The following is a 13,895-nucleotide window of genomic DNA, read 5'->3' on the forward strand; positions in this document are numbered from 1 at the left end:
ATGAGGAACCACATTAGAATTGGGACTCGAAAGAGTGCTCTTGCCTTATGGCAGTCAGAATATGTAAAAAGTGAATTGCAACGCTTATACCCTGCGGTTACCGTAGAATTAGTTCACTTTAACACAAAAGGGGATCGCATTTTGAATAAGCCTCTTGCCGAAGTAGGTGGCAAAGGGTTATTTACCGCTGAATTAGAGGCAGCTATGCATGCAGGCGATATCGATATTGCCGTTCACAGCCTAAAAGATATGCCTACAGAATTGCCAGAAGGGCTTACATTAGGTGCTATTTCCAAACGGGAAGTACCATTCGATGCTTTGGTAAGTCCTAAATATAAAACGTTGGACCATTTGCCACAAGGGGCGCGTATTGGTACGAGTAGTTTACGTCGTCAAGCCCAATTATTGCATCGCCGTCCGGATTTACAAATCGAAGTCATTCGCGGTAATGTACAAACCCGTCTTGGCAAGATTGAAACGGAAGGCCTCGATGGCGTCGTATTGGCACAAGCAGGCCTTAAACGGCTCGGTTTAGACGATAGAATCACACAAGTCTTTACAGCGGATGAAATGATTCCTGCTGTGGGTCAAGGTGCGTTAGCCATTGAATGTCGCAGTGACGATACTGAGATGTTAGACATGCTTTCAAAAATAGACGACGAACCAACACGTCTTGCCGTAGAAGGGGAACGCAGTTTCTTGAATCAACTTAATGGGGGCTGCCAAGTACCGATGGGCGTTTACGGAACTGTTGAAAAAGGACAGCTTAATTTGAAAGCGCTCATTGCATCGTTGGATGGTAAAACTGTATATGAAGGAGAATTGTCTGGACCTGCTAAGAAAGGGGTTATGTTAGGCAAAAACCTTGCGAAAGCCTTATATGAAGAAGGGGGCAAACACATTGTGGAAGCCCTTGTTAAGGAGGGAATCATAAAATGACAGGTTTAGTATATTTAATCGGCGCAGGCCCTGGAGATTCTAAATTAATCACCGTAAAAGGTAAGGAATGCATCGAACGTGCAGATGTTATCGTATATGATTATTTAGCAGATGCTCATCTATTAGAATGGGCTAGACCTGATGCAGAATTGATTTATGCAGGGAAACAATGTAAAGACCACACTATGCACCAGTGGGAAATCAACGAACTATTGGTAAAAAAGGGAAAAGAAGGCAAAATCGTAGCCCGCTTAAAGGGGGGGGATCCACTCGTATTCGGTCGCGGTGGGGAAGAAGCGATGGCCCTTCGTGAGGCCGGTGTTCCATTTGAATTTGTACCTGGTGTTACATCGCCTATCGCAGCGCCTGCCTATGCCGGTATTCCTGTAACACAACGCGCTATGGCTACATCCTTTGCGGTTGTTACTGGTCATGAAGACCCAACAAAAGCGGTGTCTGGAATCCATTGGGAAGGTCTTGCCACAGCAGTGGATACACTTTGCTTTGTCATGGGCGTAGGCAATTTACCTACAATTGCAGAAAAATTGATGGCTCATGGCCGTCCTGCTAATACACCAGTGGCGCTCGTTCGCTGGGGTACTAAACCTGTTCAAGAGGTGCTCGTTTCCACACTAGAACATGTGGTAGAAGATGTGGAAAAGGCACAACTAAAAGCGCCAGCTATCATCGTCGTAGGCGATGTTGTAAACTTGCGTGAACAATTGCAATGGTTCGATAACAAGCCATTATTCGGTAAAACGATTGTGGTTACTCGTGCTCGCTCTCAAGCTAGCAAATTCCGCGATATGCTCATGAACCAAGGCGCCAATGTTATCCAAGCGGCAGCTATTAAAACAGAGCCTGTAGAATTATTTGATGAAGATAAACGTTTATTACATGGCGTAGATCGATATTCTTGTGTTGTATTCACATCCGCTGAAGGGGTACGCTACTTCTTTGATGCATTATACGGGGAAGGTAAAGATGCTCGTTCCTTAGGCTATGCTAAGGTATGTGCTATCGGCAGCGCTACGGCTAAAGCGTTGACTAACTATGGCATTACACCGGATATTATCCCTGTAGATTACAAGGCTGAATCTGTTGTAGATGCATTGAAACAGCATGTTAAACCTAGACATACCGTGTTGTTAATTCAACCGAAAAAGGCTCGTGAAGTGATTCCTCGTGAATTGCGCCACCTAGATATCGATGTAGATATCTTGCGCTTGTATGAAACTCAACAAGATACATCTCAACAAGAGGCCTTGGTAGATGCGTTGCAACATGGTCATGTCGACTATATTACATTTACTAGCTCCTCTACTGTTACCAATACATTAGATCTATTGGGCGAAGATGCGCTTTCACTATTAGAACATACAAAGATTGCGTGTATCGGACCGATTACGGCTGCTACTGCTATGAGCGCTGGTTTAAAGGTGGATATCATTAGCCCTGTATATACTACAGAAGGTCTTGTGGACACAATTGTGAAAGACTGCGCTAACTAATTATTGTCATTATTAAACGGAAGAAGGAAATTTACTATGTACGATTTAACATATCGTCCTCGCCGTTTGCGCACTTCTCCAGAAATGCGTGATTTAGTACGAGAAACAACATTAGATACAACTGATTTAATTTATCCATTATTCATTGTTCCTGGTGAAGGTATAAAAAAAGAAATCGATACATTGCCAGGCCAATATCATTTATCCGTAGATGAAGCGGTAAAGGTAGCGCAAGAAGCGTATGACCTCGGCATTCGTGGCGTAGAAATCTTTGGCATCCCTACCTATAAGGACGAACAAGGTTCCTCCGCATGGGATATGTCGCAACCGGTACAACAAGCGATTACAGCCATCCGTGAAGCGGTGCCAAATCTCTTGGTTATTGCGGACGTATGCTTATGTCAATATACCTCTACAGGTCACTGTGGTATGATTGACCACCACGAAATCTTGAATGATGAAACATTGCCTCTATTATGTAAGGTTGCGGTTAGCCAAGCGCAAGCTGGTGCCCACATGGTGGCGCCATCTGATATGATGGATGGCCGTGTGGGTGCTATTCGCGAAGCTCTTGATGAAGCTGGTTTCACCAATGTATCCATCATGAGTTATGCTGCAAAATATGCATCTGCCTACTATGGTCCATTCCGTGGCGCTGTTAATTCAGCACCGCAATTTGGGGACCGTAAATCCTACCAAATGGATCCTGCCAATCGCTTAGAAGCGATGCGTGAAATTGAACTCGATATCGCTGAAGGTACGGATATCATCATGATTAAACCCGCATTGTGCTATTTGGATATCGTTCGCGAAGCCCGTGACCGTTATGAATTGCCATTGGCTGTCTACAATGTTTCCGGCGAATATGCCATGGTTAAAACGGCTGCATCCGCTGGTCTTATCGATGAACAACGCCTTGTTATGGAAACGATGCTCTCTATGAAACGTGCCGGTGCTAAGATTATCATTACATACCATGCCCTTGATGTGGCACGTTGGCTTAAACAATAAGGAGTGACTATGTTACAACTAGGTAAATCAGAAAAAGCATTTGACGAAGCGAAACGATATATGCCGGGTGGCGTTAATAGCCCTGTTCGCTCCTATCGTAGCGTAGGATCAAACCCTCCATTTATTAGCTCCGCTAGCGGTAGCCGTATCTATGATATCGATAACAACGAATACATCGACTACGTGTTGAGCTGGGGTCCTATGATTTTGGGCCATGCGAACCCAGAGGTCGTAGCGAGCTTGCAAGAGGCCATTCCACGTGGCACAAGCTATGGTGCACCTACACTGTTAGAAACGGAATTGGCTAAAAAAATTCAAGCCTTTATGCCATCCATGGAAATGGTGCGCCTCGTTAACTCCGGTACAGAAGCGACCATGAGTGCATTGCGCGTAGCTCGTGGATACACGGGGCGCGATCGCATCGTTAAATTTGTTGGTTGTTATCATGGTCATAGTGATTCTCTATTGGTGAAAGCCGGCTCTGGCCTCGCTACATTTGGCGTGCCAGATAGCCCAGGCGTACCAAAAGGCGTTGCAGAAAATACCATCACATTGCCATACAATGATATTGATGCGGTTAAACAATTATTCGATGAAATAGGCGATACCATTGCTTGTATTATCGTAGAACCGGTAGCAGGCAATATGGGCTGTGTACCTCCAGTAGAAGGATTCCTTGAAACATTGCGCGATGTTACAAAAGCGCATGGTGCACTATTAATTTTTGACGAAGTTATGTGTGGTTTCCGCGCTAGCAGCGGTGGTGCACAAAAACTATACAATATTAAACCGGACTTGACTTGCCTCGGTAAAATCGTTGGCGGTGGTATGCCTCTTGCTGTATTTGGCGGTTCTAGCAAAATCATGAGCGAAGTAGCACCATCTGGTCCTATTTACCAAGCCGGTACATTGAGTGGTAACCCTGTGGCTGTAACAGCTGGTCTTGCTACCTTGTCCATGTTGCAACGAGACCCTACCATCTTTAAACAAGTAGAAGATAGCACAAAAGCATTGTGTAATGGCCTTGAAGCATTGGCTAAAAAGTATAATGTGCCAGCTGTGGTGCAACGTGTGGGATCCATGTTTACCTTGTTCTTTACAGATAAACCGGTTCACAATTTTGATGACGCTAGTGCATGTAATGCGGACCATTTCAAGACATTCTTCCATCATAACTTGAGCCATGGTATTTACTATGCGCCAAGTCCTTTTGAAAGCAATTTTGTGTCCATGTGTCATAAGGGTGCAGAAATCGATAAAACATTGGCTGTCGCAGAAGAAGCTTTCAAAATGATCAGTGAAACATTGTAACACAATGTGACGTAATCGATGTAGGTAATGAACATGCAATTTTACAAGAACTTAAAACGGGCTCGCGTACGCATGGGAAAGAGCCAAATCGAAGTCGCCAAGGCTGTAGGCATTAGTAATGCAGCATTGTCCAATTACGAGACTGGCTATAGAGAACCAGACCTTGATACACTGTGTGCGCTGGCTCGCTACTATGAGATGACCTTAGATGAACTCGTGAATGTTACGAATGAACAACCAGAACGCATCTGTGATATTAGCACCGTTGTGAAAGATAAACATATTAAGTTCAAAGGGGACTTGTATGAATTAAAAGAATCGCAAAAGAAGGTTCTGTTGCGAGAACTGGATACAGTGTTTGAAAAGTTTCAACGATCTCGTATAACATCAATCAAAGAAGGTACCTCACACCGCCATCCCCATATCAATCGGGGAGGACTATTGGGGGCAAACCTGGCGGCGAGTCGCGGGAAAAAATGATAAATTAAAGCTATTATATCCAAACATATGATATGGATTTGGATATAATAGCTTTTTTATTTATGTTATAGATATTGTTTTAATAAAATATACAATTTATAATTTTATTAATAGTAATATAACTAGTGGAGAATTGTATGATAATAATCATTTATGTAGGATTTTTAGTATTCTTATATTGTATGTACTTTATTAAAAATCCTCATTTTACATTGAATAAAATAAAAATTAAACGATCGAAATTTTTATTAGCATCAGAGCTTTCAATGGGTGGAATATTTTTCTTCTATACACTTTTTTCGGGATATTCTAAAACATTCAGATTTTTATTGGAGTTGGGAATGCTAACAATGTGTTTTCTAGAACTGTGGTTAAGAATTCCGGCTATTAAAGAAGATTCTAATTTGTCGCCTGAAATTAAAGCAATGTTGATAAAAAAAGCAAAACGAGATTTTTACTCTGTTTTGCCAGTCTTCTTTATGATGCTATGTATGTGTGTTTTTGTCTATTTTCATAACTAAATAATAAAATATTACTATTCGATAAAAATAAGTTCTAATTACTTTAATGGAGATGTATATGAAGCTAGGTCTTTCACTATTCTTACTATGTTTATATTGTCTATATTTTATTAGAAATCCTTATTTTGTATTAGATCGGGAACAGATTAAACGAACTAAAACCATGTTATATACTGAAATAGGAATAGGCTGTTTAGCTTTTATTCTTATTAATATTCCGTATGATGGTGATAATTTAATTCATCTTTTGGCCGTTATAGGCATATTAAATTGGGGCTTAGAATTATATCTAAGAATTTTAGCTGTTAAAGGTGATTCTTCACTTGCTTTAGAGAATAAATTGATGCTTATAAAAAAAGCAAAGAAAGATTTTTATTCCGTAATACCTATATTAGTTATATTGGCACTAATAATTGTTTTTAATATTATATGAAATACGGATATAACATCTGTTACTATTGATTCGGAGGTAGTTGTTTTAGCCTTCGTACCGGAGATTATCTTATTAACGATAATTAAGCATTAGGTGAAATCAGTAATGATGTATCCACACAATTTTATTAATGGGGCATTTTGAGACAGGCTTTTGCGGATCGAATATATAGAAAGGTTAGATAATATGAATACAACCATATATGAAGCCGTAGCTAAGTATAAAAAAGATGATACATTACCATATACAGAGTATTTTGGTTTAGGGGATTTTTCGACTAAAGATTTAGCGGAAAATGCAATAATGTTAGCAAAAAAACTTCCTGGGTTTAGAGAGTTTTGTGATGAAAACTTTTATATTGAGGAATTTGTTTTAAATGATGGGGTACCAAGAAATTATAGTGTAGATGATCCTATCAAAAACAATGAAGTTTTTATATTGTGGTATGGATATGATGTTGATGCAATGTATACAGTTGGTGGAACGTTAGGTGTATTTAGTGAATATGAATATGCTGTATTAGCCAAAGAAAAATATAGTACTTGGGACATATTTATTGTTCATGGGTTAGACAATTTTGGTATTGGGAAGGTTGTATTAAACGAACGGCAATGGGTAGATGGATTTGTAAAAGTTTATGATTAAGTGTATATAGCAATGGGACTTATTTAAATATTTTTTAGCCTAATCTGGTTGCGTTGTTTATTATAATGAGGCTTTATACCTGCTTAACGGCTTTGAAAAAGATTATATGAACAAGTAAAGATTTTGCTTTTGCAAGACTCTAAAAGTATTACGTCATATGGAGTAATCATGGAAATATATAAGAATCTAAAGTCTAAGTTTAATCAATTGTCTTTTAGAGTTCGTTTGATACTAATCGTACATTAGAGAAGCATTGTAAATATTACTAGTGTTTATAATGAGAAGATGGAGTCTAATAAAATATATGCATATAGGTTTATTAAAAGAACTTGGTCCCAAATTATTAAAATATCTGCTTAGTGGCATTGCTGCAGCCTTTATACTAATCATAATTGTCGGCATCACTACTCGATATTATCATTATAATGACAACTCTTTTGCATTAATCAAATATGGTTATTCTCTATACAAAGAGGATTTGATTGATGAGATAAACTGGACTCGCGTAGGTGATAAGTTTATGGTAAAGAATTCTGACTATACAGACTTTACGGCAAAGTATAAGCAGAGTAAATTTTTAGATGATATAGATGATAATAAGGATAAAATTAGTGAAGGTCTTAATACCAATAGCATTAGAGTCCAGTTGAAAGAAGACTTTATACGAATTAAATATAAAATAGTGGATTGATAAAGATGGTTTGCGATAAGGTCGTTATTAATAAATTAAAAATAATTACAGTTATAGTAGGAATAATCATAGGTTCATTTGGTGGTGCTCTTGTATTAGAGAAAATAGATAATACATTGGAATCCAGTTATTCTGATAGACAAACTCTTATTTGGAATGAATATAAGCGTTTTGATTATCGTGAGCATTTTACTATCAATGCCATCTATCCTTTTAAATATGAACTTGGTAGTGTTAGACCTTATTTTATTGTTGATGTAGTAAGTAATAGTAATATGGCTGAACTTGAAAAATCTTTAATCTTAGATGGATGGAAGCAAATAGAGGCTAATACATTTCAAAAAGAAACTAGTGGAGAAGTATTAAAGTTATCCATTAAATCTGTTAATACAAATGAATATATGATTGTATATTATTACTAACTTTTACAAATGGAATCCATACTATTAGCTATGCGGTAATCGTAATAATTAATGAATAGTTATATATGTAAAGTTATTCAGAAATGTATTAGTGGAGTTAGGAGAGATTATGAACGCTGGGCGTATCTTATGTAGTATTTTACTTGGTATGTATGCAATATATATTATACGGAATAATACAATAACTATTGCAGGCGCAAATACTAAGAGAAGTCTTCTTCTTACGATGATACAATTAAGTCAATTATTGATGCTTGAATTAATGGTTATTTTTGGAGGGAGGATTTTACATAGTTTTTCTATTTTTTCGTTAATACTTGCGGTTCTTCTTTTGGGGGAAATGTTTGCACTAAAGCAAAATCTCAATGAATATTTTATGTGCAAGGAAGGAAAAGCTATGGCATTAGTATTATAGGAAAAGGTCGAATTGCTGTGTCTGTAGGACAGAGTATTCTTTTAATCTTTCTTGGAATCTGTAGTTGGTAAAATTTAATAAGCGCTAAAGTTAATGATGAGTCATAACTGTGTAACGGTTTCTGTAGCTGCATTAGTTGATGGAAGTGGAGATCATCCTACTTTAGATCGATTAAAAGGTGCGATTCGTCCTGCTGCCGTTGAAAATTTATTGGATGATGATTATGAAAATAATCGAGGACTTGTTTATAAGGTGGAATAAATGGGATCTATTCGTAAATATCTTACTTGGTTTTTTATTATAGTTTGTATATTGGTATTAGTATATATATTGAGATTGAAGTTTACATCTTATAATAATGTATGGAATCCACATAAAGGTGCTATTGTAGTTCTCAATGGCTCTAATGCAAACATTTATAATCCACAAGATATGGGAAATAATTTTAATCTCGATTTATCTATGCTAAAAATTAAGAACGGAATAATCACAGACGCTTTTTTTACTAAAGATAGTTTTTTTGCTATTCAGAAAGTACAGAATGGTAAGCAAGTCGATTGGTATTTAACTAATATTTTTGAAGATAAGTTAGAAAAAATTCTTATTTATACAGGAAATCAATATCATATATATCAGGTTTGGACTAGTAATGGGAACATTATTTTAAATACATCTGAAGGTTATTATCAATTAAATTTGAGAAGTGGAGAAATTTTAGAATTAGATAAAATGAATGGTATAAGTAATGAGTATCTTGTTTATAGTGAATGGCCGGAAGAGGGGGAATTTACAAATCAAAGTTTTTGCATAGATTACTCTGAAAGTGAAATATATAATTTACTTTCTAGACGATTAAGAATTAATGGCATTGTTGATAATATCGCTATTGTTCAAATTTTACCAAATACATCAAATGATGAACACGTCAGTTTAAATGCTTTTTTAGAGAGCTTAAGGTTTGGTATTAATTCTAGTGATTTTTCAATATTCTATTTGAACTTAAAAGAATCAAAATTTTTAATATTAGATTTAAGTTCTGAAGATGATCGTAAGTGGTATATGAATATTAAATATCTAAATACTGATTATAATGAAAAGATATTGAATCACTTTCAAAATGTAATTAATTATCAAGATAAAATACACGAGAGGTGATATGATTTGATATACGATATTAGTTTGGTTGTCATTTTTTAGTTAGTGTTAATAATTTTGTTTAAACTGCAGATAGTTGATCATCTAAAATCAACTATCTGCTATTTTTATGTTCTTAAAATCGAATAATTTCTATTAAAGTACCCAGATTTTAACGAATTTATGAGTGTTTTATGATAAAATAAAAGGTATGAATACTTCAACAACTCGGTCTATTACCTACAATGGTGACACAATTGAATATGAGTTAACAATCAAGCGTGTAAAGAATATAAATATGCGTGTGCACAAGGATGGTAGTGTCCATGTTTCGGCGAATGCTTATGTGCCAGATCATCGTATCGATGCATTTGTTATTGAAAATATACCCTTTATTGAGAAGGCTCGTTTTAAATTAGAAGCATTAACGGCACAGCGTATAGAGGCATTACAATATGTAACGGGTGAAACCGTATCTATTTTGGGCATGCCTGTTACGCTAGAGGTGCTAGAAACATCTGGCAAACCACATATCAAGTTTGATGGTTCTAATCGCATGGTAATGTTTGTTAAGTCTGATTACATTTATGAAAACAAGCATAAATTAATGCAAACCTTTTGGCGCCAGCTAGGGGAAAAGGTGTTTACCCATTGGGCGAAGGTCGTGTATCAACGCTTTCACCAACAACATATTGATGTGCCCATGCCTACGGTAAAGCAACAGCGCATGAAGAGTCGGTGGGGTTCTTGTACGCCATCAAAGCAGCTCATTAAGATGAATATGCGTTTATTAGAAGGACCACAGGCTTATATTGAATATGTTATGGTTCATGAGTTTGCTCATTTTAAATACTTGGATCATTCCAAGAACTTTCACAATTTAGTGGCCCAATTTTTACCAGATTGGAAGGCCCGTAAGAAATCGTTAAATATCTATTTTGCACATAGACCGTAAGGAGGTGTACCATGAAGCCATTTGTACATTTACATAGTCATACGGAATTTAGTTTATTGGACGGCATCAGCCGTTTGCCGGATATGGTGCGCCGCGCGAAGGAACTGGAACAACCAGCCCTTGCCATTACGGACCATGGCAATATGTATGCAGCCATCTATTTTTATAAGGAATGTGTGGCACAAGGCATTAAACCAATCATTGGGTGTGAAGTGTATGTCACAGAAGGTAGTCGCCTAGATAAGCAAGAGGGGCGTAGCCGTGAACGACTTAAGCATTTAATTTTATTGGCCGAAACGATGGAAGGGTATCGAAACCTCGTTAAAATCGTATCGAAAGCCTCTACGGAAGGCTTTAATTATAAACCGCGCGCTGACCATGATTTATTGCGTCAATACAGTAAGGGCATCATTGCCCTTAGTGCGTGTATTCAAGGGGAAGTGCCACAATATATCTTGCAAGATAACATGGATGGGGCTCGCCGCGCTGTTGAGTGGTACATTGAAACCTTCGGTAAAGATAATTTCTTTTTAGAAATTCAAAATCACGGTTTACCTGAAGAGTTACGAGCTCAGCAAGTGCTATGCCAATTAGCCGACGAATATGGCCTTGGCATCGTGGCGTCCAACGATTTCCACTATGTTATGAAAGACGACGCTGATGCTCAGGATATTCGCGTTTGTATTCAAACGGGCCGATGTCGCGCCGAAGTAGATCGTTTGAAATTCCCTAATGATGAGTTCTATCTAAAATCTGGGGATGAGATGGCGGAGCTCTTTGGACATATCCCTGGAGCGTTAGAAAATACTTTAAAGATTGCAGACCGATGCACTGTAGAATTTAATTTTGATGAACACCATTTGCCGCACTTTGACGTGCCTGAAGGGGAAACGTCTAAAACTTATTTGCGTAAGGTTTGTGAACGAGAAATACCACGCTTATATGGCGATACATCGGAAGAACTCAAAAAACGTCTCGATTACGAACTCGATGTTATCGGAACTATGGGCTTTGAAGACTACTTCCTTATCGTATGGGACTATGTGCGCTATGCGCGAGAACACGATATTCTAGTTGGCCCAGGTCGTGGCTCTGCAGCCGGTTCTGTGGTAGCTTATTTATTAGGTATCACAGGGCTCGACCCATTACAATACGATTTGCTCTTTGAACGATTCCTCAATCCAGAACGGGTTAGCATGCCTGATATCGATATCGATTTCTGCTATGAAAAGCGGGGCGAAGCTATCGACTATGTAACGCGGAAATATGGACAGGCTCGCGTGTCCCAGATTATCACCTTTGGTACGGAAGCGGCTCGCGCCGTTATTCGCGACGTAGGTCGTGTGCTCGATTTGCCACTAGCTGAGGTCAATCGCATTGCAAAGATGATTCCTAATGAATTGGGTATCACCTTAGAAAAGGCTTTAAAAGGTAAAGATTTAAAAGCTTTATATGATACAGACCCTAATGTAAAAGAGTTATTTGATTTCGGGCAAAAACTAGAAGGCATTGCGCGTAACTCGTCTACTCATGCGGCGGGTGTCGTAATTTCTGCGGACCCTCTAGATGACCATGTGCCTGTACAAAACTCTAATGAAGAAGGCTTTGTCACTCAATATGATAAGGATAATATCGAAGAATTGGGCCTGCTAAAAATGGACTTTTTGGGCCTCCGTACATTAACTGTTATGGGGGATGCCCTTAAGCTCATTAAGGCAAACCGAGGTATCGATCTCGATTTAGATGCCATCCCATTAGATGATAAAGCGACTTGTGAGCTCCTTACTAAGGGCGATACATCCGGTGTATTCCAGCTTGAGTCCGATGGGATTACCAAGCTCGTTATGGATTTGAAACCGGAGCATTTTGAGGATTTAATCCCTCTCGTTGCATTGTATCGTCCAGGCCCTTTGGGCTCTGGCATGGTGGCGGATTTTATCGACCGCCGTCATGGTAAAAAAGAGGTGACCTATTTACATCCGATTTTGGAACCTATCTTGAAAGACACCTTCGGCGTTATTCTCTACCAAGAACAGGTTATGCAAATTGCATCTGCCATGGGTGGGTTCTCCCTTGGACAAGCGGATTTAATGCGCCGTGCGATGGGGAAGAAAAAAGAATCCGTCCTCAAGGCGCAACGGGAATCCTTTATACAAGGTTCTATTAACAATGGCATCGAAGAGTCCATTGCAAACGAAGTCTTTGACTTGCTCGTTTACTTCGCCGGCTATGGCTTTAATAAATCTCATAGTGCGGCCTATGCGTACATTGCGTACCAAACGGCGTACCTCAAAGCACACTACTTCCCAGAATTTATGGCCGCTACCATGACCAGCTTTATGCAAAATATGGATAAGCTCACATACTATATCAATGCTTGTAAAAAACATAATGTGCAGGTCCTCGGTCCCGATGTGAATCATTCCTTGCGTAGCTTTGCCGTACAAGGCGATGCAATTCGCTTTGGCCTTGGGGGCATCAAGAACGTAGGGGATAATGCTATCGACCGACTCATCGCAGAACGTGAGGCCAATGGTCTCTATACGAGCATTACCGATTTCTGTCGCCGCGTAGATAGCAAGGTCGTTAATAAACGCTTGCTTGAAAGTTTAATTCGCTGTGGTGCCATGGACGGATTTGAGGAAAATCGTAATCAATTATTGCACATGTATGAAAGTGCACAGGCCGTAGGGGCTAAGCAGCAAAAGGATGCTGCCATGGGCACTATGAGTCTCTTTGGTGAAAGCACAGATGATGTCGATATGATTCCAGTGCCGAATCTACCTGATTTATCAGAAGATGATAAGTTGAAGGATGAAAAGGACTATACAGGATTCTATATTACGGGCCATCCATTGCAAGGGTATAACAAGGAATTGAAAGGTCTCTTTGAATTGGGGAAACTACTTGAAAACCCAGAGCGTTTTGATTGTCAAACGATTACCTTTGGCGGTCTCATTGCTGAAAGAGGGGATAGACCTACAAAACGGGGCGATGTCATGAGTATTCTTCGCATCGAAGATTACTCTGGTTCCGCTCAAGTGGTGGCATTCCCAAAGGTATTTGCTCAGAGCCAACAATTCTTGGCCGTCGATATGGTTGTTAAGGTGCGAGGCCGTGTTGATGCGGATGAAAAAGGCGTACAGATTATTGCAGACCGCATTGCACCGCTAAAGGTGAACTACAACAATGCACGACAAATTGCCATCCATATTCGCGGTGCCTATGATACACCAGAGAATAGTAATGCGTTGAAGGACATACTTTCACAAGCAGAAGGGCAAGTGCCGACAGCATTATATTTACATAAACAACGAAAACGAATTAATTTATCACCTCAATTATGCTTTGCACCTACAGATGAGATTATCGCACGTATTGAAGCGGTGTTAGGTGAAGGTGCCGTAGAGGTGCAATAGAGTATATT

The 13,895-nt window shown here is 38.9% G+C and carries 15 protein-coding genes; all 15 read left to right on the forward strand.

The genetic code is table 11. The features are described from left to right. Entirely contained in the window at window positions 1-939 is a 939-nt protein-coding gene (gene hemC, locus O3617_RS04550; RefSeq protein ID WP_371448902.1) for a hydroxymethylbilane synthase, read from the forward strand. After that, complete coding sequence (cobA, locus tag O3617_RS04555; RefSeq protein WP_156717700.1) at window positions 936-2,450, forward strand: uroporphyrinogen-III C-methyltransferase; 1,515 nt, start codon at window positions 936-938, stop codon at window positions 2,448-2,450. The genes hemC and cobA overlap by 4 nt, the downstream gene beginning before the upstream one ends. Window positions 2,451-2,486: 36 nt before the next feature. Further along, window positions 2,487-3,461, forward strand: a complete 975-nt coding sequence (hemB, locus tag O3617_RS04560) for a porphobilinogen synthase (protein ID WP_371448903.1) — start codon at window positions 2,487-2,489, stop codon at window positions 3,459-3,461. Between the two features lie 9 nt (window positions 3,462-3,470). Continuing rightward, on the forward strand, window positions 3,471-4,772 hold the full coding sequence (hemL, locus tag O3617_RS04565; RefSeq protein ID WP_371448905.1) for a glutamate-1-semialdehyde 2,1-aminomutase: 1,302 nt from the start codon (window positions 3,471-3,473) through the stop codon (window positions 4,770-4,772). Window positions 4,773-4,805: 33 nt separating this feature from the next. After that, window positions 4,806-5,252, forward strand: coding sequence for a helix-turn-helix domain-containing protein (locus O3617_RS04570; protein WP_371448906.1), 447 nt, complete (start codon window positions 4,806-4,808; stop codon window positions 5,250-5,252). Between the two features lie 182 nt (window positions 5,253-5,434). Beyond that, window positions 5,435-5,773, forward strand: coding sequence for a hypothetical protein (locus O3617_RS04575; RefSeq protein WP_371448907.1), 339 nt, complete (start codon window positions 5,435-5,437; stop codon window positions 5,771-5,773). Window positions 5,774-5,831: 58 nt separating this feature from the next. Next, window positions 5,832-6,206: a hypothetical protein gene (locus O3617_RS04580; protein ID WP_371448909.1), complete on the forward strand. Its 375-nt coding sequence runs from the start codon at window positions 5,832-5,834 to the stop codon at window positions 6,204-6,206. A gap of 186 nt (window positions 6,207-6,392) precedes the next feature. Then, a complete protein-coding gene (locus O3617_RS04585; RefSeq protein WP_371448911.1) occupies window positions 6,393-6,851 on the forward strand; it encodes a hypothetical protein in 459 nt (152 codons plus the stop codon). Window positions 6,852-7,128: 277 nt separating this feature from the next. Continuing rightward, entirely contained in the window at window positions 7,129-7,542 is a 414-nt protein-coding gene (locus O3617_RS04590; RefSeq protein WP_371448912.1) for a hypothetical protein, read from the forward strand. 5 nt (window positions 7,543-7,547) lie between these two features. Then, the gene (locus O3617_RS04595; protein ID WP_371448913.1) at window positions 7,548-7,964 is read left to right on the forward strand and encodes a hypothetical protein; all 417 of its coding nucleotides are present in this window, start codon (window positions 7,548-7,550) and stop codon (window positions 7,962-7,964) included. Window positions 7,965-8,073: 109 nt separating this feature from the next. Next, the gene (locus O3617_RS04600; protein WP_371448915.1) at window positions 8,074-8,379 is read left to right on the forward strand and encodes a hypothetical protein; all 306 of its coding nucleotides are present in this window, start codon (window positions 8,074-8,076) and stop codon (window positions 8,377-8,379) included. A gap of 93 nt (window positions 8,380-8,472) precedes the next feature. Next, window positions 8,473-8,640 (forward strand): hypothetical protein, encoded by a 168-nt coding sequence (locus O3617_RS04605; RefSeq protein WP_371448916.1) that lies wholly within the window; start codon window positions 8,473-8,475, stop codon window positions 8,638-8,640. Beyond that, on the forward strand, window positions 8,641-9,534 hold the full coding sequence (locus O3617_RS04610; RefSeq protein WP_316586087.1) for a hypothetical protein: 894 nt from the start codon (window positions 8,641-8,643) through the stop codon (window positions 9,532-9,534). 166 nt (window positions 9,535-9,700) lie between these two features. Continuing rightward, entirely contained in the window at window positions 9,701-10,468 is a 768-nt protein-coding gene (locus O3617_RS04615; protein WP_371448918.1) for a M48 family metallopeptidase, read from the forward strand. Between the two features lie 11 nt (window positions 10,469-10,479). Further along, entirely contained in the window at window positions 10,480-13,887 is a 3,408-nt protein-coding gene (locus tag O3617_RS04620; RefSeq protein WP_371448920.1) for a DNA polymerase III subunit alpha, read from the forward strand. Window positions 13,888-13,895: the final 8 nt, after the last annotated feature.

Origin of the sequence: Veillonella sp. 27098_8_77 (assembly GCF_041431535.1) — a bacterium.
Classification (GTDB): Bacteria; Bacillota; Negativicutes; order Veillonellales; family Veillonellaceae; genus Veillonella.